The sequence below is a fragment of the Tsukamurella ocularis genome (assembly GCF_965138335.1).
Classification (GTDB): domain Bacteria; phylum Actinomycetota; class Actinomycetes; order Mycobacteriales; family Mycobacteriaceae; genus Tsukamurella; species Tsukamurella ocularis_A.
Genome location: NZ_CBCSDV010000031.1, coordinates 1 through 20328 on the forward strand (window position 1 = coordinate 1; position 20328 = coordinate 20328).

Sequence of the window (20328 nt, forward strand, 5' to 3'; positions counted from 1 at the left end):
ACGATCGCGGCGGGGCTGAGCCGGCCGTGCGGGTGACCGCCGGCCACCCGCCGGTCGACCTCGTCCGCCGCCGCGGCAACGATCCGCGCGACCNNGCTCGCCGCAGCGGGGTTCATGGCGCTGTTCCTCAGCGGCTCCTGAACCGAAGGGCGATCCGGTGACCGACGGCGACGATCTCGCGACCCGCGTCCGTGCGACGGGCCCGCTCGCGGCGAGCGAGGTCGCGCGGATCGTTGCCGCGGCGGCGGACGAGGTCGACCGGCGGGTGGCCGGCGGTCACCCGCACGGCCGGCTCAGCCCCGCCGCGATCGTCCAGCTGCCGGACGGCCGCATCGCCCTCGCCGATCCGGCCGCGCTGAGCCACATCTCGGACACGGGCGCGCACGCCGCCCCGGAGATCTTCGCCGGCGCGCTCCCCGACGCGCGGTCCGAGGTCTTCTCGCTGGCCAGCACCGCGTACACGCTGCTCACCGGAACGGCGCCGAACTCCTTCGGGATCGCGAACGCACGGCGCGCGCGGCCCGATCTGGGCCCGGGGCTCGAGGCGGCACTCACGCGGGCGACCTCGCGCGACCCCGCCTTCCGGTTCCAGTCCGCGGCCGACTTCGCCGGCGACCTCGCCGCGGCGCTCGCTCCCGACGCGGGCGCCCCGGCGGCCGCCGCGGAGTCGGTTCCCGCCCGGCCGCCGCGGCGGATCCCGGCGCTCAGGCTGCTCGCCCTGGTGGCCGGGGTGCTCGCAGTGCTCAGTGTCCTGCTGTGGGGCGGGATCTTCCTCGTGCAGAACCTGTCCTGAGTCCCGGGGGCGCGCCCCCGGTCACTGCCCGAGCACGGTCCCCGCGCCGGCCGGCGCGACGAGTCCCGCGTGGCTGCGGCGCAGGCAGGCGAGGCGGATCACGGACGGGTGCAGGCCGAGCGGTGCGGCGACCACGTCGGCGCCGGAGTCGCGCAGGCGCTGCTGGAACAGCCCTTCCGCCAGCAGGTACGACGCGACGGCGACCGACTGCGCACCGTCGGACCGCACGCGCGCGACGACCTCCGGGACCGACGGATAGCCCTCGCTCTGCTGGCTGGGCGCGGCGAAGGCGATGGAGACCCGGCTCCCCACCAGAGCGGAGAGGGCGGCGGCGGTCCGGCGCAGTTCGCCCTGGGCGTGCACGTCGCGGGTTCCCGCGGCGGCCATGACGACGGCGTCGCCGCGCTGCCAGCCCGCGTCCTGCAGCCGCCCGAGCATGGCGCGCGCGAGCTCCGGGGACGGGCCGAGCGCGGGCGTCACCGTGGCCGCGCGGTGCCCGGACTCCACGACCTCCCGCGGCAGGTCGTGGCGCACGTGGAAGCCACTGGACAGGAACGCGGGCACCACGACGGTGGGTTCGCGGTCGAGCGCGGCGAGGGCCTCGGCCGGCGTCGGGCCGAGGACATCGACGAAGGCCACCCGGACGGTCTCCGACAGTCGCGCGGACATCGCCGCGGCGAGGTCGCCGACCATCGCCACGCCGTGCTCGCTGCGGGTGCCGTGCGCCACCAGGAGGGTTCCCATGTCAGTGCTCCTCATCGATGGCCAGGCGGTAGCCCCGCTTGACCACGGTCGCGACGATCTCCTTGCGCCCCAACCCCGAGCGCAGTCGCGCGACGGCGGCCTCGACGGCGTGCGGGTCGTCGCCGCCCAGCGCCGTGAGGAGGTCCTCCCGCGAGACCACCGCGCCGGGCTCGCGGGCGAGCAGGCGCAACAGCACGATCGAGGTGGGTGTGAGCTCGCGCTCCTCGCCGTCGACGACCGCGCCCCGCGCCCGCAGGCCGAGCCGGTGGCCCGCGGCGGCGAGATCCGGACGGCGGTCGGGCAGGTCCTGTTCGACGAGCCGCGCCAGGGCGCCGAGGCGCATGCGCTCGGGGGTGACGGAGGCGATGCCGAGCCGGTCGAGCGGGGTCGCGGTCACCGGGCCCACGCAGTAGGGCACGACGCGTCCGCTCAGGGCGCCGCGGACGGCCCCGTCGAGCCCGAGCTCCGCGGCGCGCTCGAGCACCGACGCAGCGGCGGGCGCCGAGGTGAAGGTGACGGCGTCGACGGCAGAGGTGGCGAGCGCCTCGACGATCCGGTCGAGTCCGGTGAGGTCGGCCGGCCGTTCCCAGCGGTAGACGGGGATCTCGACGATCTCCGCGCCGAGCGCACGCAGTCCGTCGAGCAGGCCGGGGTTCGGATCCCACTTGTCGGTGGCCCCGTGCAGCTGGACCGCGACGCGGAGCCCGGTGAGATCGGTGCCGGACAGGTGACTGAGCACCTCGGCGGACGACTCGGACTCCGGTGACCACTCCTCGCGCAGGCCCGCGGCGCGCAGCGCGCCCGTGGCCTTCGGCCCGCGGGAGATGACCCGGCCGGCACCGAGCGCCGCGAGCATCGACTCCGCGAGCCCCCAGCCCTCGGCCGCCTCGAGCCAGCCGCGGAATCCGATGCCGGTGGTCGCGACCAGCAGATCGGGCGGGGAGGCGAGCAGGTCCTCGGTCGCGGCGCGCAGCCGGTCGTCGTCGGAGAGCGGGACCATCGCGATCGCGGGCGCCGCGAGCACGGTGGCGCCGCGCCGTTCGAGCAGGGTGGACAGCTCGTCGGCGCGGCGCGCGGCCGTGATGGCCACGGTGAATCCGAGGAGGGGGCGGGCGGGCGCCTCGGTCATCGGATCGTGCTCCTTCGGTACGGCGGTCATCGGGTGTCGGCGACGGTGAGCGCACCGTCGCGCGACGTGTGCTCCAGCGTCCCATGCCCGCGCGGGGCGGGCGTACGCACGTAGACCTTCCAGGTGACCAGCGCGGCGAGCACGTAGAAGGCGCCGAACACCCAGAACGCGATCGTCGCGGTGCCGGCGGACTGGTACGAGGCGCGCAGGACCAGGTTGATCCCGACGCCGCCGAGGCCGCCGATCGCGCCGGCGATGCCGATCACGGCGCCCGACATCGCGCGGGAGTAGTGCGTCCGCGTGGCCTCGTCGGCGTCGAGCGAGCGGGCCTTGGCCTCGAAGATGGACGGGATCATCTTGTACACGGAGCCGTTGCCCAGGCCGCTGAGCAGGAACAGCGCGATGAAGCCGAGCACGTAGGCCCCGAGGACCGCGCCGGAGGGGGCGCCGGAACCCGCAGTGGTGGCCGCGGCGATGAGCACACCGCCGGCGGCGATCATTCCGGCGAAGACGTAGAGGGTGACGCGCCCGCCGCCGAGGCGATCGGCGAGCTTGCCGCCGTACACCCGGGAGATCGAGCCGAGCAGGGGTCCGATGAAGGCGATCTGCGCGGCGTGCAGCGAGGCCTGCGCGGCGGATTCGCCACCCGCGCGGAACGTCGCCTGCAGTACCTGCCCGAAGGCGAAGGAGAAGCCGATGAAGGAGCCGAAGGTGCCGATGTAGAGCAGGGAGACGATCCAGGTGTCGCGGTCCTTGGTCGCGGCCCGCATCGCGGCGGTGTCGACGGTGGGGACCTGCAGGTTGTCCATGAACAGCGCGGCGCCGATGCCGGCCACCGCCAGCAGTGCCAGATACACGGCGCACACCCAATAGGGCTCGCGGTTGCCGACGGTGGCGATCACCAGCAGTCCCACGAGCTGGACCGCGGGGACGCCGATGTTGCCGCCGCCCGCGTTCAGGCCCAGCGCCCAGCCCTTGAGGCGCTGCGGGAAGAAGGCGTTGATGTTGGTCATCGACGAGGCGAAGTTGCCGCCGCCGAAGCCGGTGAGCGCCGCGCACGCGAGGTACACCCACAGCGGCTGCCCCGGGTTGGCGAGGATCAGCATCGTGGCGATCACCGGGACCGCGAGCACGAAGGCGCTGAAGATCGTCCAGTTCCGGCCGCCGAAACGTGCGGTGGCCAGCGTGTACGGGATCCGCAGGCAGGAGCCCACGAGCGTGGCGGTCGCGCCGATGAGGAACTTGTCCGCCGTGCTCAGGCCGTAGACGTCCTGCGGCATGAACAGGACCATCACGGACCACAGGGACCACACGGAGAAGCCCACGTGCTCGGCGATGACGGACCACAGCAGGTTCCGCTTCGCGACCTTCTCCCCGCCCGATTCCCACTGCTGCCGGTTCTCCGGATCCCAGTCCGTGATCGTGTGTGATCGGCTCATGTCCCCAGACCTCCCGGTGCGTCGACGATCTCTGTCGCGTCGAAGGTAGGCAGCCGATGTTGCGCCGCCGGTTCCCGCGGTGTCCGCCCCGTGAACTCGGCCTCACGCCGCTGCACGACCGGGTGTGAGGTCGGGCGCCGCGGGCCGCGGGGATAATCGCGGGGTGATTCCGGCGACCCTCATTGCGGCAGCGACGTTCCTGCTCTGGTGCCTGCTGTCCGGGCGGATGGACCGCTGGGGTGTCTCCGCGCCGCTGGTGATGGTGCTCGCCGGCGGCGCGGTCGGAGTGGGCGCGCACGGCGCGATCGCCGAGGCGCTCAACACCGGCGCGGCACAGCGGGCGGCCGAGATCATCCTCGCGGTCCTGCTGTTCGTGGACGCCACGCACGTCCGCGGATCGCTCCTCGGGCGGCATCCGCGGCTCGTCGGCCGGTCGCTGCTTATCGGCCTCCCCGTGGGCCTGGCTCTCTCGTTGCTCGCGGGCTGGCTCCTGCTGCCCCACCTCGGGTGGTCGGTGCTGCTCCTCATCGCGTGCGTCATCTCCCCCATCGATTTCGCCTCGGCGCCCGCGCTGCTGCGGGACCGGCACGTCCCGGCCCGGGTCCGCGACGTGCTCACCGTCGAGTCCGGGTACACGGATGGCCTGGTGACCCCGGTGTTCCTGTTCGCGCTGTACTGGGCCGGCCCGGGCCACGGCGACGACGATCCCGCCCCGGCGCTGCTGGCCGCCGCCCCGCAGGCCGCCGTCGCGCTCGGGGTCGGCGCGGCCCTCGGCGCGGCGATCGCGGTGGGGGTGCAGTACACCGAGCGGGCCGGGCTCGCCACCGAGAACGGCCGCCGGCTGGCGATCGCGGCGACCCCGCTGCTGACCTACGCCGCGGCCGTGGGCCTGGGCGGCAACGGCTTCGTCGCCGCGTTCGTGTGCGGCATCGTCTACCGGCTGCGCCGTGGGACCACGACCGCCGACGACGTGGGGCTCACCGACGACGTGGGCTTCCTCCTCACCGCCGCGATGTGGTTCGTCTTCGGGTCCGTCGCCGTGGTCGGGTTGTTCGACGGGGTCGACTGGCGCACGCTGGTCTTCGTCGCGGCCGCGCTGACCGTGGTCCGGCTCCTCCCGATCGCCGCTGCGATGGCTGGCAGTGGCCTGCCGCGCCGGGAGGTCCTCCAGCTGGGATGGTTGCGCCCGCGCGGCACGTCGACCATCGTGTTCGCACTGATCGCCTTCAACACGCTGCCCGACGGCCCCGTCGCCGACCTCACGCTCACCGTCGCCGTGCTCGTCGTGCTGGGCAGCGTCGTGCTGCACACGGTCGGCGTCCCCGTGACGATCGCCGGGCACGACCGGCGCGCTCGGAGCCGGGCCTGACGCATCGCCCACCGCGGCCGGGCGTGGGTCCTGGCGGCGACGCCGGGCACCGCGCTTAGAAGTCCGGCGCGCCGCCCACCGCCGCCGGCTCGCGCCCCGCGTCCTCGCCGCCCTCGGCGAAGTCCTGGACGACGACCAGGCCGTCGTGCGGCACCGCGGCGGGATCGCCGCCGACGTCGCCGTCCCCGGCCTCCGAGCCGCCCGGCGAAGCGCCGACGGAAGCGCCGGCAACGGTCTCGAGCGGCGGCGGCGCGACCTCGCGGTACCGCTCCCCCGTGCCGACGTACTGGCTCGCACACATCCGCAGGTTCAGCCCGATCGCGTCGGCCTTGAGATCCAGCGAGCTGTGCCGCTGCCCGTCCGCGCCGTCGAAGGTCTCGTGCTTGAGCTCGCCGTGCACGATGACCGGCCGCCCCTTCGCGATCACGGCGCGCGCGTTGCGGGCGAGCGCGCCGAAGGCCTTGACGTTGAGCCACACCGTGCTGGTCTGCTTCCACTCGCCGTTGTCGTCCAGGTAGCCGTTGTTGGCCGCCATCGTGAAGCTCAGGAAGTCGTGCCGCTGATCGCGGGCCGACTCCCGGTAGGTCAGATCGTTCGTGACGTTCCCCGCTGCGAAAACAAGCACCCCGGGCATGACGCGCCTCCTCGTCGTGTCGCGCGGCCGGCTGTTCCCGGCCGTCGTCGACGAGTGTCGCGCGCAGGACCCGCCCCGAACGGCGTCCGAGGCGGGCCCTGTGGAGAAAACAAGTTACATACGCTTAGTTGTGGATCAAGGACGCCTCAGCGACGCACCCGTCACACCGGGGTGGCAGGCTACGCGAGCCAGCCCGCCGCCGTGAACCCGTCGAGGTACCGCTCGATCAGCGCGCGATCGAGATGCGGGATGTCCCCGGGGCCCACGTTCTCGGCGCGCACCGCCTCCCGGAACCGGTCGGCAGTGAGCGCCGCTCCCGCACCGGCCTCGGCGGGCCGGGCGAAGGAGTGCAGCAGCGGGAGCACCGACCGGTGGCGGTCCTCCGCGGGCAGCGCACGCAGCGCCGCCTCGAACCGCGCGAGCCACTCGGCGTAGTCCGCGATCCGCTCGATCGGGCGGTCCTCGGCTATCCAGTCGACGAAGTCGTCGAGGCCCGCGCCGCCCGTGGCCACGTTGAGCACGTGGAAGGTGCGGAATCCGGTGCGGCCCGCGGCACCGAGGCGGGTGATCGCCTCGGCGGTGAAGTCCACCGGCAGCCCGTCGTAGTGCGCGCGCGGCCCGGTCGGGTCGGCGGAGAACGACGCCGGCGCGAGGCCGGTCTCGGCGATGCTCAGCAGCAACCGGGTGAACTGGTCCACCGGGTTGTACTGCCCGCGGAATCGGCTGTGCGCCAGGATCATGTTGGACCGGAAGACGCGCACCGGCAGGTCGGCCAGGTCGGCGGCCTCGCGGAGCAGCACCTCGCCCGCCCACTTGCTCACCGCGTAGCCGTTCGCGTAGGCGTCGGCGCCGATGCGACGCTCGGCGCCCACGACGCGGACGTCGTCGTCCTCGACGAGCAGGCGGCCGTCGTCCTGGGGGACCACGGCCACCGTCGAGACGTAGTCGATCGACTTCCGCCGGACGGTGAGTGCGAGCCGGGCGATCTCCGCGGTCCCGACGACGTTGGGGCCGAACAGCTGGTCGTACGGCAGCACGTGGTTGACCATCGCGCCGCAGTGCACCACGTGATCCACGCGCTCGGCGAGAGCGTCCCAGGTCGCGGTGTCGAGCCCCAGCGACGGCGCGCCGAAGTCCCCGACGACGACCTCCAGGTGGCGGTCGGCGAGTGCCGTGAACTCCTCCGTCAGCGCGGGATCCGACGTCCCGATCGCGTCGAGGACGCGGCGGCGCGCGTCGTCGGCGTCGGCGCCGCGCACGAGGGCGACGACGGTGCCGCCGTGCGGGGCCACCCGGCGCAGCCATTCGAGGAGGAGGAACCGGCCGAGGTAGCCCGTGCCGCCGGTGAGCAGGACGGTCGACGGCTCGCCGTGCGGGGCCGGAAGCGACGGGGCCGCCGCCAGGAGCGCCGGATCGAGGAAGCGGTCGAGCCGCAGGTCCGCAGCGCGGGCCACGTCGGCGTCGGCGCCGTGGATCGACGCGGCGGTGGGCGCCTGGACGCCTCCCGCCCGGGCCAGCTCGATGTGCGCGATCACGCCGCGCAGCGTCGCCGTGGGTCCGACGATCGCCTGCACCGGGACGGGCAGGTCGTAGACGCCCTCGAGGGTGGTCGCGAGCGAGAGCGCCGAGAGCGAGTCGCCGCCGAGGTCCAGGAACCGGGAGTCCTCGTCGAGCTCCTCGGGCAGCACGCCGAGGGTCAGGGCCGCGGCCCGCACGACGGTCTCCGCCACGGAACCGTCGGCGTCGAGCGCGCGCAGGCCGTCGCGCCGGCGTTCCTCCGCGGCCGCGTACAGCGCGTCGAGCTCGGCGCCGTAGCGGGCGGTCAGCGCCGGCCGGACGAGCTTGCCGATGCCCGAGCGCAGGCCGTTCTCCTGCGAGAACGGCTCCCGCTCGATGATCACGTCGCGCGGCAGCTCGTACGAGGCGAGATCGTTCTCGCGGGCGATCGCCGCCAGGCCGTCGAGCACGCGGGTGCGGGTATCCGCATCGAGCTCGCCCGCGGGTCCGGGCGCGGGCACCACGACGCCGAGCAGATAGGAGCGCTCGCTGGTGCCGTAGAGGAAGATCTGGTGCACGTCGGGGCCCGCGGCGTAGGTGGCCTCCAACTGGGCGATCGGGACGAATTCGCCCTGCGCCAGCTTGATCACGTTGCTGCGGCGGTCGACGTACTCGAGGCGGTCGGGCGCGAGCTCGGCCATGACGTCGCCGGTGTGGTAGAAGCCCTCGTCGTCGCGGATCCGCTTGTCGGAGTTGTAATACCCGGGAATGAGCTGGGTCGATTTCACCAGGAGCTCGCCCCGCGGGTGCGGCACATCGGTCACGGCGTAGCCCAGCTCGGGCACGTCGATGAGCTTGTACTCGGTGACCGGCGGGCGGACGATCATCCCGTCGCGCAGGACGCCGCCGGCCTCGGTGGAGCCGTAGCCGATCTGGATCTCGAGACCGAGCAGCCACTCCATGAAAGTCTGCAGCTCGGCGGAGAGGGCGGCGCTGCCGCACATCGCGGCCTGCAGGCGACCGCCGAGGACGCGGTCGCGCAGCTCGGCGCGAGCGGCCTCCGTGTCGGTCTCGGCCTCGACGGCGAGGAACCGCTGGTGGATCAGCTCGCACACGCGCGGCACGAGGCCGAGCGCGGTGGGGCGCGCGGCGGCGAGGTCGTCGAACAGCGTCGACATGTCGGACGCCCCGGCGAAATAACCGGTGCCGCCCGAGGCCAGTCCGGCGATCAACCAGTTCCGGCCGTACATGTGGCTCATGGGCAGGAAGTGCAGCAGCGACTCGGACGGCAGGTCGGTGTCGACGATGCTGTCGACCTTCCGCCACGCGTCGGCGACCAGCTGCTCGGTGTACATCGCGCCCTTCGGCGTGCCGGTGCTGCCCGAGGTGTAGATCAGCGTCACGAGCGGATCGGTCCCCGGCTCGGGCTCGAAGAACTCCGGGGCGGGCAGGACCTCGCCCGCGAGCACGTCGGCCTCGATGCCCTCGTAGCCGGCGTGCTCGCCGTCGAAGACGACGACGCGGGGCGTCGCGGCGGATTCGGCGAGGGCCTGCTCGGCGAGCTCGACCTGGTCGGCGCTGACGGCGAAGACCGTCGGCCTGGTCTCGTCGAGGATGGTGGCGATCCGGGCCGCGGGGGCGCCCGCCTGCAGCGGCACGTTCGGCGCGCCGAGCAGCGTGGTCGCCAGGTCCACGGTCACGAAGTCCGCGCTGGTGAAGCCGAGGATCGCGACGAAATCGCCCGGCTCCAGTTCGCTGCGCCACGCGGCCGCCAGCGCCGTGACCCGGCGCCAGATCTCGCCGTAGGTCACGGTGACGTACGGCGCACGGGGCCCGCCCGCGCGGGTCGCGAAGGCCGGACGGTCCGCGTACCGGGCGAAGATCCGCGCGATCACCCCGGGAAGTCGCTCGGCCTCTGCTGCGCCCGGACCGGCTGCGGCACCGCCCGCGATCGCGGGGTCGTCGCCCCACACCGTCTCGATCGACATCTGACACCTCATTTCACTACGGAACTCTAACTAACTCGTTACCCTAGCTTAGCTACTGATCGGTAACTCCGCACGTTCGACGCATCGCGAGTCCAAACCTGGCCCTCGCGGACGTGCGGTGATGAACTGGCGCTTCGTATCCCCCGCTCCCCGACGGAAGGCCGACGTGAGCTCGCGCACCCCTCTTCACCTGCACTGGTTCCTGCCCACGTACGGCGATTCGCGGAACCTCATGGCAGGCGGGCACGGCAGCTCCATGAGCGGCGACCGCCCCGCGAACCTGCACTACCTCAAGCAGCTGGCGCTGGCCGCCGAGGCGAACGAGTTCGAGGCCGTGCTCATCCCCACCGGCCTGTGGTGCGAGGACTCCTGGCTCACCGCCGCGCTTCTCACCGAGGCCACGCAGAAGCTCAAGTTCCTGGTCGCGCTGCGCCCGGGACTGGTCAGCCCGCTGCTCTCGGCGCAGATGGCCAGCACCCTGCAGTGGCAGTCCGGCGGGCGCGTCCTGCTCAACGTGGTGACCGGCGGCGAGTCCTCCGAGCAGCGCGCCTTCGGCGACACCCTGAGCAAGGAGGAGCGCTACGCCCGGTGCGGCGAGTTCCTCGAGATCACCAAGCAGCTGTGGACCTCGTCCGAGCCGGTGAACGTCGCCGGGAAGTACGTCTCCGCGGAGAACGCGCTCCTCGCCCGCCGTCCCGATCCGGCACCGCCGATCTTCTTCGGCGGCAGCTCGCCCGCCGCCGGCGACGTCGCGGCCAAGCACGCCGACACCTATCTCACCTGGGGCGAGCCGCCCGCGCAGGTGAAGAAGAAGCTGGACTGGATCCGCGGCCTCGCCGCCGCACAGGGCCGCGAGCTCACCTACGGCATCCGCCTGCACGTGATCTCCCGCGACACGAGCGAGGAGGCGTGGGCCGAGGCCAACCGACTGCTGGGCAACCTCGACCCCGCGGCCGTCCGCGCCGCACAGGCCAACCTCGCCCGGAGCGAGTCCGAGGGCCAGCGGCTCATGCGCGAACTGCACGGCGGCGGAGCGGCCTTCGACGAGGCCGCGGACGCCCGATCCCTCCAGGTGTACCCGGGCCTGTGGACCGGCGTGGGCCTGGTCCGCGGTGGCGCGGGCACCGCGCTCGTCGGCTCGCACGACGAAGTCGCCGACCTCATCGCCGAGTACGCCGACCTCGGACTCGACCACTTCATCCTCTCCGGGTACCCGCACCTGGAGGAGGCCTACCACTTCGGCGAGGGCGTCCGCCCCCGCCTGGCCGCGCGCGGCCTGCTCACCGCCTCCGGCGCACCGTCGGAGCCGGTCCGCGGCGCCTTCCTGCCCGACCTCTCCCCCACCTCCTAGCCGCGAAGGATCGCACCGATGACGACCGAGAAGATCGCCGAGCAGATCAAGTTCGCCTACTGGGTGCCCAACGTCTCGGGCGGCCTGGTCACCAGCGACGTCGAGCAGCGCACCAGCTGGGACTTCGAGTACAACAAGAAGCTCGCGCAGACCGCCGAGCGCGTGGGCTTCGAGTACGCGCTCTCGCAGGTGCGGTACATGGCCAGCTACGGCGCCGAGTACCAGCACGAGTCCACGTCGTTCAGCCTGGCCCTGCTCGGCGCGACCGAGAAGCTCAAGGTCATCGCCGCCGTGCACCCCGGCCTGTGGCACCCGGCCGTGCTCGCGAAGTTCGGCGCCACCGCCGATCACCTCTCGAACGGCCGGTTCGCGATCAACGTGGTCTCGGGCTGGTTCGCCGGCGAGTTCAAGGCGCTGGGCGAGCCCTGGCTCGAGCACGACGAGCGCTACCGGCGCAGCGCCGAGTTCCTCGAGGTGATCCGCAAGATCTGGACCGAGGACGACGTGGACTTCGGCGGCGACTTCTACCGCATCCGCGACTTCACCCTCAAGCCCAAGCCGCTCAACACCCCGGAGCGTCCCAACCCGGAGCTGTTCCAGGGCGGCAACTCCTCCGCCGCGCGCGTCAACGGCGGCAAGTACGCCGACTGGTACTTCTCCAACGGCAAGGACTTCGACGGCGTCACCGACCAGCTCGACGACCTGCGTCGCGTCGCGCGGGAGGCGCAGCGCGAGGTCAAGTTCGGCCTCAACGGCTTCATCATCGCCCGCGACACCGAGAAGGAGGCCCGGGACACCCTGCGGGAAATCGTGGAGAAGGCGAACAAGCCCGCCGTCGAGGGCTTCCGCGACGCGGTGCAGCAGGCCGGCAAGTCCACCTCCGACGGTCGCGGCATGTGGGCGGACTCGTCGTTCGAGGACCTGGTGCAGTACAACGACGGCTTCCGCACCCAGCTGATCGGCACGCCCGAGCAGGTCGCGGAGCGGATCGTCGCGTACAAGGAGCTCGGCGTGGATCTGATCCTCGGCGGCTTCCTGCACTTCCAGGAGGAGATCGAGTACTTCGGCGCCAAGGTGCTGCCGCTGGTCCGGGAGATCGAGGCGAGCCGCTCCGGAGCACTGGTGTGACCCTCGCGTCCGCGGTCGACTCCGCCGAGGCCGCCGTCGGCGCCGCGCGCGAGCTCGCGGCACGGTTCGCCGACGGTGCCGCGGAGCGGGACCGCGAGCGGCGCCTGCCGCACGCCGAGGTCGAATACCTCTCCGACGCCGGCCTGTTCGCGCTGACGGTGCCTGCCCGCTTCGGCGGTCCCGACCTGCCGCCGTCGGTCGTCGCGGAGGTCTTCCGCACGCTGGCGACCGCCGACGGCTCGCTCGCGCAGATCCCGCACAGCCATTACGTGTATCTCACGGCCCTGCGCCTGGCGGGCTCGGAGGCGTTGCAGCGCCGGATCTTCGATCAGGTGCTCGACGGGGCGCGGATCGCCAACGCGCAGTCGGAGCGGGGCGGGAGGACGGTCGCGGACGTCGCCACCACACTGACGCGCACCGCCGAGGGCGCGCACCTCGACGGCGAGAAGTTCTACTGCACGGGTTCGCCCTACGCGCACCTGCTGGCCGTCCTCGCCCGCGATGCGGATTCCGGCGAGCAGGTCATCGCGTTCGTGCCGGCCGACACCCCGGGCATCGCCATCGCCGACGACTGGAACGGCCTCGGGCAGCGCACGACCGGGAGCGGCACCGTCCGGTTCGACGACGTCCCGGTGCCGCTCGACGCGATCCTGCCGCGCTCGCCCGCGGTCTCGGCGCCCACCGGCTACGGGGCCTTCGCCCAGCTGCTGCACGTCGCGATCGACGCCGGCATCGCCCGGGGCGCGCTCGACGCCGCCGCGGAGTTCGTCCGGACGAAGGCTCGGCCGTGGTTCGAGGCGGACATCGATCGCGCACAGGACGATCCGCTCGTGATCCAGCGCTTCGGCGAGCTGACGGTGACCGTCCGTGCCGCGGAGGCGGCACTGACCGTCGCCGCGCGCGCCGTGGACGAGGCCTTCGCCGCGCCCGGACCGGACACCGCCGCCGAGGCCTCGCTGGCCGTCGCCACCGCGAAAGTGCTCGCGGACCGGGCGGCCGTCGAGGTGCCGGCGGCGCTGTTCGAGGTGAGCGGCACCCGGAGCGCCGCGGGCGACGCGGGCCTGGACCGGTACTGGCGCGACGGGCGCACTCACACCCTCCACGATCCGGTGCGGTACAAGGTCCACCACCTGGGCCGCTTCACCCTCAACGAGGAGCGGCCGCCACTCCACGGCGTCCTCTAGGCTCACCCCGCACCAATATGGACTGCGGTCCGCTTGGGTGTACGATAGGGACCGTGAAGATTCCCGAGTTCGGTGTGGACACGTTCGGCGGCGTCACCAAGGACGCGCAGGGCGAGCCGCTGCCGCACCCCCAGGTGATCCGCGACCTGGTCGAGGAGGCCGTGACCGCCGATCGGGTGGGACTGGACTTCTTCGGCGTCGGCGAGCACCACCGCGCCGACTTCGCCGTCTCGAGCCCGGAGATGGTGCTCGCCGCGATCGCCTCCCGCACCGAGCGGATCCGCCTGGGCTCGACGGTGACGGTGCTCAGCTCGGACGATCCGGTGCGCGTCTACGAGCGGTTCGCCACGCTCGACGCCGTCTCGCACGGCCGCGCCGAGATCGTCGCGGGGCGCGGCTCGTTCACGGAGTCCTTCCCCCTCTTCGGCTACGACCTGCAGGACTACGAGGTGCTGTTCGAGGAGAAGCTGGAACTGCTCTCCGCTCTGCTCACGGAGGAGCCCGTCACCTGGTCCGGGACCACGCGCGCGCCCCTGACCGAGCAACGGGTGTACCCGACCACGGCCGACGGGATCCACGCCTGGGTGGGCGTCGGCGGCAGTCCCGAATCGGTGGTGCGCACCGCGCGGTACGGATTCGGCCTCTTCCTGGCGATCATCGGCGGCCCGGCGGAGCGCTTCGCGGCGTACACCGATCTGTTCCGACGGGCCGAGAACGAGTTCGGCGGTTCGCCGCAGCCGATCGCGGTCCACTCCCCCGGCCTGGTCGCGGAGACGGACGAGCAGGCCCGCGACCTGGTCTTCGCCGGCTGGATGCGGATGCGGCAGCGGATGGTCGCCGAGCGCGGATGGCCGCCGCCCGCCGTCGGCGATTTCGAGCGTGAGGTCGAGACCGGTTCGCTGTACCTGGGCTCGCCGGAGACCGTCGCGCGACGGATCGCGGCGACGGTCCGCACGCTCGGCGTGGACCGGTTCGATCTCAAGTACGACCAGCCGGTCACCCACGCCGACCTGATGCGCTCCATCACGCTCTACGGCGAGCAGGTCGTCCCGATGGTCAAGGACATGCTCGGCGACGACTGACGCTCCGGGTCACCCGGCGACGCCGAGCCGGGCCGCCGCCAGGGGCGCGCCGGCACCGTCGAGCCCGAGCAGGCCGGCGGGTCGACCCGACAGCACGAGCAGGAGGTCCGCGATCGGTCCGCGCGCGACGGGGCCGTCGCCCGCGGACCAGTCCGCATCGACGGCCTCGAACCGCATCCCCGCGAACCGCTTCCGCGCGCCGAACAGGTAGCCGACCCGCCAGATCCGCTCGGCCCCCTGCGCGGCTGCGACGGTGTCCAGCGGCAGCACCAGCCCGAGCGGGCGGGCGATGTCCTGGGCGTGGATCTGGGTGTCGAACAGGGTGTTCCGCCAGTTCGTCAGCCGCGGCAGCGCCGTGTTGCCGGCTTCCGCACGCAGCATCGCCGCGGAGCTCGTGCCGTACTCCGCGGCGGCCTCCCGGGAGAGCAGGTCGATCATGCCGTGCAGGTGGCCGCGGGCGCGGACCGCCGCCGAGACCATCGCGCCCGCCGGCGCGGGGCGCAGCACGGCGGCGAGATGCCCGGCGACGTCGGTCACCGTCCAGCCCTCGCAGAGCGAGGGTGCGGCCCATTGGTCCGGCGCCAGCCCGTCGAGGAGGTCCGCGATCGCGACGCGCTGCGCCGCGATCACCTGCCAGGCCTGCTGCTCGTCCACGGCGACCTCCATATCGGTCAGACTCTCTGACTAATATTAGTCAGTCTCTTGTACCATCGCAAGGGTGGACATCGGAACCGGCGTGCTGCTGTTCGTCGCCTACCGCGCGATCGAGAACCGCGCCATGGCCGCGGCGAAGGACGCCGGCTACACGGACATCACCCTCGCCCAGGCGCGCATCGGGCAACGCATCGGCCCCGACGGCACCCGGCTCACCCGGCTCGCCGAGCAGGCGCAGGTGACCAAGCAGACCGCGGGCTTCCTGGTCGATCAGCTCGAGAGCGCCGGGTACGTCGAGCGGGTCCCGGACCCCGCCGACGGCCGGGCCCGGCTCATCCGCCTCTCGCCGCGCGGCACGGACGTGGCCGCCGTCGCGAACGCCGAGGTGGCCCGGGTGGAGCAGGAGTGGCGGGATCACCTCGGCGCCGCCGCGTACGGAGACCTGCGCTCGGCCCTGCTCACCCTGCGCGAGATCACCGATCCCTATCGCTGACGGGCCTTTCGCCCTGGGCGAACTCCGCACAGCGGCACGGTGGCGGAGCCGCACATATCCTGGTCGGGTGCCCCCACCTCGCGCTCTGCGCGGCGCCGCGAAGCGCCCCCTCGTCACCGGCGCGGCGCTGGTCGCCGTCCTCATCATCGTCGGCGCGTTCGCCGCCTGCGGCCTCGGTGGGACGAGCGCACCGTCGGTCCAGCGCACCGACCAGACGATCGACGGGGCGGGGGTGCGCCTCGACACCTCGTTCTTCCGGCCCGACGGTGCCGGCGCCGCGCCCGCGGTGCTCCTCGCGCACGGCTTCGGCGGCTCCAAGGAGGACGTCCGCGCCGAGGCCGAGCAGCTCGCCGGCCGCGGCTACGCGGTGCTGACCTACACGGCGCGCGGGTTCGGGAAGTCGACGGGGCTCGTCGGGCTCGACTCCCCCGACGCCGAGGTGGCCGACGCCGGCAAGCTCCTGGACTGGCTGTCCGCGCGACCGGACGTGCAGCAGGACCGGCCCGGGGACCCCCGCGTCGGCGTGGCGGGCGGCAGCTACGGCGGCGCCCTCGCGCTCCTGCTCGCCGGACGGGACAAGCGCGTCGACGCCATCGCCCCGCGGATCACCTACTGGGACCTCGAGCAGGCGCTGTTCCCCGGCGGGGTCTACAAGAAGCAGTGGGCCGGGATCCTGTTCACGATGGGCGGCGGCTGCCCGCGGTTCGAACCCGCCGTGTGCGAGATGTACACGCGGGTCGCGCAGGGCGGCGCGCTCACCGATGCCGACCGCGCCCTTCTCGCCGCGCGCAGCCCGGCGTCGGTGGGGGCGGACATCCGCGTCCCCACCTACCTCGCGCAGGGCGAACTCGATTCGCTGTTCCCGCTCGAGCACGCCGACGCGGCCGCGCGGCGCCTCGCGGCCAACGGCGCCCCCGTGGCGGTCGACTGGATCGCGGGCGGACACGACGCGGGCAGCGCCGAGGACGCGCGCGTCAACGCCCGCACGGCCGAGTGGTTCGACCGGTACCTCAAGAACGTCGACGCCCCCACGGTCCCGGCCTTCCAGGTGTCGCGCTCCGGCGGCATCGACCGCGAGACCGGCGAGCGCACCGTCCGCGCGTCGAGCACCGACGCCTACCCCGGCCTCGGCGGCAGCATCAGCCGCACGCTCGCCCTGCCGGGCGAGCCGCAGCGCGCGGAGAACCCGCCGGGCGGCGCGCCCCCGTCCATCTCGGGCGTGCCCGGCCTCGGCGCGCTCGCCTCCTCGGCGGCGGCACTGGGAGCGGGCGGGTTCTCGCGCGACCTGCCGTCGCAGGCGGCCGTCTTCGACTCCGCGCCGCTCGCCGAGCCCGTCACCGTCACCGGCGGCCCGACCGTGACGATCAAGGTCGAATCGGCCGCGCCCGAGGCGGTGCTGTTCGCCAAGCTCTACGACGCCGGCCCCGGCGGAACGCAGCTCCTGCCCCAGCAGCTGGCCGCGCCGATCCGCATTCCGCTGACCGGCGGCTCAGCCACCGTCACCGTCCGGCTGCCCGTCATCGACCACGAGTTCGCCGCGGGGAACCGGATGCGCGTCGCCTTCGCCACCACGGACCTCGCGTACCTCACCCCGCAGGCGCCGGCGACGTACACGATCACGGCGACCGGGCCGCTCACCGTGCCGGAGGTTCCGGCGCTGAAGACCGCTCCGGCACCGCTGCCCACCTGGGTGTGGGTGCTGCCGCTGGCAGCGCTCGCGATCGGCGCCGCGCTGCTGCTCGTGCGCCGACCGCGGGCCGCGGCCCCCGTCGACCCGGCGCTCGCCGACGTCGCCCTGCAGGTGAGCGGGCTGTCCAAGAAGTACGCCGGTGGCGACGGTTACAGCGTGCGGGACGTGACCTTCCGCGTGGATCGCGGGCAGGTCCTGGGCCTGCTCGGGCCGAACGGGGCGGGCAAGACGACGACGCTGCGGATGCTGATGGGACTCATCACGCCCGACGAGGGCGAGATCCGGGTCTTCGGGCACGCGATCCGGCCCGGCGCGCCGGTGCTCTCGCGCGTCGGCGCCTTCGTCGAGGGCGCGGGCTTCCTGCCGCACCTGTCGGGCCGCTCGAACCTGGACCTGTACTGGCGTGCCACCGGCCGCCCCGCGGACCAGGCGCACCTGGAGGAGGCGCTCGAGATCGCCGACCTCGGCAGTGCTCTGGACCGCCCCGTGCGGACGTATTCGCAGGGGATGCGGCAGCGGCTCGCGATCGCGCAGGCCATGCTCGGCCTGCCCGACGTGCTGGTGCTCGACGAGCCGACCAACGGTCTCGATCCGTCCCAGATCCGCGAGATGCGCGACGCGATCGTCCGGTACGGCGAAACCGGCCGCACCGTGATCGTCTCGAGCCACCTGCTGGCCGAGGTCGAGCAGACCTGCACGCACGTCGTGGTGCTGCGCCGCGGCCAGCTCATCGCCGCCGGCACCGTCGACGAGATCGTGCAGGCGGGCGAGGGCGGCGGCTCGCGCTCCCTCGAAGACGCGTTCCTCCAGCTGACGGGAGACGGGGCATGACGACCACGAACGACTCCGGGACCGAACGCCACTCGGCGCACGGCGCCGCCCCGGGGTACACGCCCGGGCACACCTTGACGGTGCGCGTGGAGCTCGCCCGGCAGCTGCGGCGCCGCCGCACGGTGGTGATGGCGGCACTCCTCGCGGCGCTGCCGATCGTGCTCATCGTCGCGCTCGCGGTGGGGACCGACGACGACCGCGGCAGCGGGCGACCGTCGATGTTCGATGTCGCGACCGCGTCGGGGCTCAACCTGACCGCCACCGTGCTCATCGCGGGCACGGGCTTCCTCTTGGTGATCCCCGTGGCGCTGTACTTCGGCGACGCGGTCGCCTCGGAGGCGGACTGGTCCTCGCTGCGGTACCTGCTGGCCGCCCCCGTCCCACGGACCCGGCTGCTGACGACGAAGGCGATCGTCGCGTTGGTCCTCTCGGTGGCCTCCGTCGCCCTGCTGGTCGCCGTGGCGCTCGTGGCCGGCACCCTCGCCTACGGCTGGGGGCCGCTGCAGACGCCCGCCAACACGGCGATCCCCGCCGGCGAGGGGCTGTGGCGGCTGCTGCTCGCGGCGGGCTTCATCGTCGTCTCCGAGCTGGCCACCGCCGGCCTCGCGTTGTGGCTCTCGACCCGCACCGACGCGCCGCTCGCGGCGGTCGGCGGGGCCGTGGGCCTGACCGTGATCGGCAGCGTCCTCGATCAGGTCACCGCACTCGGAGGCCTGCGCGCCGCGCTGCCCGCGCACTGGCAGTACGCCTGGACCGACCTGCTGCAGCCGAGCATCGAGTGGGCGGCGATGGCGCAGGGCGTCTCGCTCTCGGTGAGCATCGCCGTGGTCTTCGTCGCCCTCGCCGTCCGCGGCTTCCGCACCAAGGACGTCGTCAGCTGACCGATGCGGCGAAGGAGCCCGCGGCGCCCTTGATCGCGACCGGCTGCGCGCACTCGAGCAGGCCCGCACGGGCGAACTCGACGCCGTAGCCGGACTGCTTCGCGCCGCCGAAGGGCACGCGCGGGTCGATGGCCCCGTGCTCGTTGATCCAGACGGTCCCCGCCTCGAGACGCAGCGCCACATCCCGCGCACGCTCGGGCGACGGGGTCCACACCGAGGCGCCCAGGCCCACGTCGAGGCCGTTCGCCCAGTCGATCGCCTCGTCGAGGCTGGAGTACCGGACGATCGGCAGCGCCGGCCCGAACTGCTCCCGCGCGACCAGCGGGTTGTCGTTGGGCAGGTCCGCCACGAGGGTCGTCGGGTAGAAGTTCCCCGGCCCGTCCGCCGGATCTCCGCCGATCAGTACCCGGCCGCCGCCCGCGCGGGCCTCGTCGACCAAGCCCGCGACGATGTCGTACTGCTTGCGGTTCTGCAGTGGGCCGAGCACGTTCTGCTCGTCGAGCCCGACTCCCATCGGCATGGCGGCCGCGACCCTCGTCAGCTCCTCGCAGACGGCGTCGTACAAGGAGTCCGGCACGTACAGGCGCTTGAGCGCGGCGCAGGTCTGTCCGGTGTTGATGAACGCGCCCCAGAAGAGGCCCTCGGCGATGGCGGCCGGGTCGGCGTCGTCGAGCACGATCCCGGCGTCGTTGCCGCCCAGCTCCACCGTGACGCGCTTCACCGAATCGGCGGAGGCGCGGATGATCGCCTTGCCCGTGACGGTGGAGCCGGTGAACATGAGCTTGTCGACGCCGGGGTGGGTCGACAGGGCCTCGCCGACGTCGCGGCCACCGGGAACCGCGATGAGCACATCGGCCGGGAGCACGGTGTTGAGTACGTGCGCGAGGGCGAGCACCGACAGCGGAGTGAACTCGCTCGGCTTGAGCACCACGGTGTTCCCCATCCGCAGGGCGGGAGCGAGCTGCCAGATCGAGATCATCATGGGCCAGTTCCAGGGCCCGATCGCGCCGACGACGCCGAGCGGGCGGTGATGGATCTCCGCGTAGGTCTCGCCGTCGTCGACCGCGACCTCGGGGTCGAGCGGCACCGCCAGGGTCGCCCGCAGCCAGGTGGCGCAGGCCTCCAGCTCGAAGCGGGCGTTGGGACCGTTGAGGGGCTTCCCCTGTTCGCGCGACAGCAGGACGGCGAGTTCCTCGGCGTGCGCCTCGATCGCGTCGGCGGCCGCGCTCAGGGCGGCGCTACGACCGGCGTCGCCGAGGGCGGCCCACGCCGGTTGGGCCGAGCGCGCGGCGGCGATCGCCGCGTCGAGGTCGGCGACGCCGGGCTCGGCGACCCGGCCGATGACCTCGTCGGTCGCGGGGTCGGTGATCGTGCGTCCGCCGGTGGCGGGTTGGACGGCTTCGAGAATGGTCATGGTGGTGCTCCGTTTCGGGGATGGGGT

At 73.2% G+C, this 20328-nt stretch carries 16 protein-coding genes; 9 read left to right on the plus strand and 7 right to left on the minus strand.

Annotated elements, in window-relative coordinates:
• Positions 1–157: 157 nt before the first annotated feature.
• Positions 158–793 (plus strand): protein kinase family protein, encoded by a 636-nt coding sequence (locus ACNAYW_RS20870; protein WP_415851555.1) that lies wholly within the window; start codon positions 158–160, stop codon positions 791–793.
• A gap of 21 nt (positions 794–814) precedes the next feature.
• Here the strand turns inward: ACNAYW_RS20870 and ACNAYW_RS20875 are convergent, their stop codons facing one another.
• Genes ACNAYW_RS20875 through ACNAYW_RS20885 form a run of 3 tightly spaced genes read right to left on the minus strand, consistent with a single transcriptional unit; the run spans position 815 to position 4105 of the window.
• On the minus strand, positions 815–1537 hold the full coding sequence (locus tag ACNAYW_RS20875) for a sirohydrochlorin chelatase (protein ID WP_415851556.1): 723 nt from the start codon (positions 1535–1537) through the stop codon (positions 815–817).
• A 1-nt stretch (position 1538) separates the two neighbouring features.
• The gene (locus ACNAYW_RS20880; protein ID WP_415851557.1) at positions 1539–2696 is read right to left on the minus strand and encodes a uroporphyrinogen-III synthase; all 1158 of its coding nucleotides are present in this window, start codon (positions 2694–2696) and stop codon (positions 1539–1541) included.
• Positions 2693–4105, minus strand: a complete 1413-nt coding sequence (locus tag ACNAYW_RS20885; protein WP_415851558.1) for a nitrate/nitrite transporter — start codon at positions 4103–4105, stop codon at positions 2693–2695. Before ACNAYW_RS20885 ends, ACNAYW_RS20880 begins: the two co-directional genes overlap by 4 nt.
• A gap of 163 nt (positions 4106–4268) precedes the next feature.
• On the opposite strand from ACNAYW_RS20885, the gene ACNAYW_RS20890 reads away from it, so the two are divergent.
• Positions 4269–5474 (plus strand): cation:proton antiporter domain-containing protein, encoded by a 1206-nt coding sequence (locus tag ACNAYW_RS20890; protein ID WP_415851559.1) that lies wholly within the window; start codon positions 4269–4271, stop codon positions 5472–5474.
• Between the two features lie 55 nt (positions 5475–5529).
• On the opposite strand, the gene ACNAYW_RS20895 is transcribed toward ACNAYW_RS20890, so the two are convergent.
• Entirely contained in the window at positions 5530–6108 is a 579-nt protein-coding gene (locus ACNAYW_RS20895) for a single-stranded DNA-binding protein (protein ID WP_415851560.1), read from the minus strand.
• Between the two features lie 179 nt (positions 6109–6287).
• Positions 6288–9593, minus strand: coding sequence for a carboxylic acid reductase (car, locus tag ACNAYW_RS20900; RefSeq protein ID WP_415851561.1), 3306 nt, complete (start codon positions 9591–9593; stop codon positions 6288–6290).
• A 232-nt stretch (positions 9594–9825) separates the two neighbouring features.
• On the opposite strand from car, the gene ACNAYW_RS20905 reads away from it, so the two are divergent.
• From ACNAYW_RS20905 to ACNAYW_RS20920, 4 genes are read left to right on the plus strand one after another with little or no spacing between them, the layout of a single operon-like run.
• The gene (locus ACNAYW_RS20905) at positions 9826–10944 is read left to right on the plus strand and encodes an LLM class flavin-dependent oxidoreductase (protein ID WP_415851600.1); all 1119 of its coding nucleotides are present in this window, start codon (positions 9826–9828) and stop codon (positions 10942–10944) included.
• 18 nt (positions 10945–10962) lie between these two features.
• Complete coding sequence (sfnG, locus tag ACNAYW_RS20910) at positions 10963–12072, plus strand: dimethylsulfone monooxygenase SfnG (RefSeq protein WP_415851562.1); 1110 nt, start codon at positions 10963–10965, stop codon at positions 12070–12072.
• Positions 12069–13256: an SfnB family sulfur acquisition oxidoreductase gene (locus tag ACNAYW_RS20915; RefSeq protein ID WP_415851563.1), complete on the plus strand. Its 1188-nt coding sequence runs from the start codon at positions 12069–12071 to the stop codon at positions 13254–13256. The genes sfnG and ACNAYW_RS20915 overlap by 4 nt, the downstream gene beginning before the upstream one ends.
• Positions 13257–13273: 17 nt before the next feature.
• The gene (locus ACNAYW_RS20920) at positions 13274–14338 is read left to right on the plus strand and encodes an LLM class flavin-dependent oxidoreductase (RefSeq protein ID WP_415851564.1); all 1065 of its coding nucleotides are present in this window, start codon (positions 13274–13276) and stop codon (positions 14336–14338) included.
• Positions 14339–14347: 9 nt separating this feature from the next.
• Here the strand turns inward: ACNAYW_RS20920 and ACNAYW_RS20925 are convergent, their stop codons facing one another.
• Positions 14348–15004, minus strand: coding sequence for a maleylpyruvate isomerase family mycothiol-dependent enzyme (locus ACNAYW_RS20925; RefSeq protein WP_415851565.1), 657 nt, complete (start codon positions 15002–15004; stop codon positions 14348–14350).
• A 112-nt stretch (positions 15005–15116) separates the two neighbouring features.
• Here ACNAYW_RS20925 and ACNAYW_RS20930 point away from each other — a divergent pair, with 112 nt between their 5' ends.
• The 3 genes from ACNAYW_RS20930 (at position 15117) to ACNAYW_RS20940 (ending at position 18887) form a co-directional block, all read left to right on the plus strand.
• Positions 15117–15485, plus strand: coding sequence for a MarR family winged helix-turn-helix transcriptional regulator (locus ACNAYW_RS20930; protein WP_415851601.1), 369 nt, complete (start codon positions 15117–15119; stop codon positions 15483–15485).
• 67 nt (positions 15486–15552) lie between these two features.
• Complete coding sequence (locus tag ACNAYW_RS20935; RefSeq protein ID WP_415851566.1) at positions 15553–18006, plus strand: alpha/beta fold hydrolase; 2454 nt, start codon at positions 15553–15555, stop codon at positions 18004–18006.
• Complete coding sequence (locus tag ACNAYW_RS20940) at positions 18003–18887, plus strand: ABC transporter permease (RefSeq protein ID WP_415851567.1); 885 nt, start codon at positions 18003–18005, stop codon at positions 18885–18887. The genes ACNAYW_RS20935 and ACNAYW_RS20940 overlap by 4 nt, the downstream gene beginning before the upstream one ends.
• Here ACNAYW_RS20940 and ACNAYW_RS20945 read toward each other — a convergent pair.
• Positions 18880–20301 carry an aldehyde dehydrogenase family protein gene (locus ACNAYW_RS20945; RefSeq protein ID WP_415851568.1) on the minus strand — a complete coding sequence of 474 codons (1422 nt, stop codon included), beginning with the start codon at positions 20299–20301 and terminating at the stop codon, positions 18880–18882. The two genes, ACNAYW_RS20940 and ACNAYW_RS20945, sit on opposite strands and share 8 nt — an antisense overlap.
• Positions 20302–20328: the final 27 nt, after the last annotated feature.

Bases quoted from the DNA above. Each gene is read 5' to 3' on its own strand.
- ACNAYW_RS20875 (WP_415851556.1), bottom strand. From the start codon at position 1,537: ATGGGAACCCTCCTGGTGGCGCACGGCACCCGCAGCGAGCACGGCGTG.
- ACNAYW_RS20880 (WP_415851557.1), bottom strand. From the start codon at position 2,696: ATGACCGCCGTACCGAAGGAGCACGATCCGATGACCGAGGCGCCCGCC.
- ACNAYW_RS20885 (WP_415851558.1), bottom strand. From the start codon at position 4,105: ATGAGCCGATCACACACGATCACGGACTGGGATCCGGAGAACCGGCAG.
- ACNAYW_RS20895 (WP_415851560.1), bottom strand. From the start codon at position 6,108: ATGCCCGGGGTGCTTGTTTTCGCAGCGGGGAACGTCACGAACGATCTG.
- car (WP_415851561.1), bottom strand. From the start codon at position 9,593: ATGTCGATCGAGACGGTGTGGGGCGACGACCCCGCGATCGCGGGCGGT.
- ACNAYW_RS20905 (WP_415851600.1), top strand. From the start codon at position 9,826: ATGGCAGGCGGGCACGGCAGCTCCATGAGCGGCGACCGCCCCGCGAAC.
- sfnG (WP_415851562.1), top strand. From the start codon at position 10,963: ATGACGACCGAGAAGATCGCCGAGCAGATCAAGTTCGCCTACTGGGTG.
- ACNAYW_RS20920 (WP_415851564.1), top strand. From the start codon at position 13,274: ATGGACTGCGGTCCGCTTGGGTGTACGATAGGGACCGTGAAGATTCCC.
- ACNAYW_RS20925 (WP_415851565.1), bottom strand. From the start codon at position 15,004: ATGGAGGTCGCCGTGGACGAGCAGCAGGCCTGGCAGGTGATCGCGGCG.
- ACNAYW_RS20930 (WP_415851601.1), top strand. From the start codon at position 15,117: ATGGCCGCGGCGAAGGACGCCGGCTACACGGACATCACCCTCGCCCAG.
- ACNAYW_RS20940 (WP_415851567.1), top strand. From the start codon at position 18,003: ATGACGACCACGAACGACTCCGGGACCGAACGCCACTCGGCGCACGGC.
- ACNAYW_RS20945 (WP_415851568.1), bottom strand. From the start codon at position 20,301: ATGACCATTCTCGAAGCCGTCCAACCCGCCACCGGCGGACGCACGATC.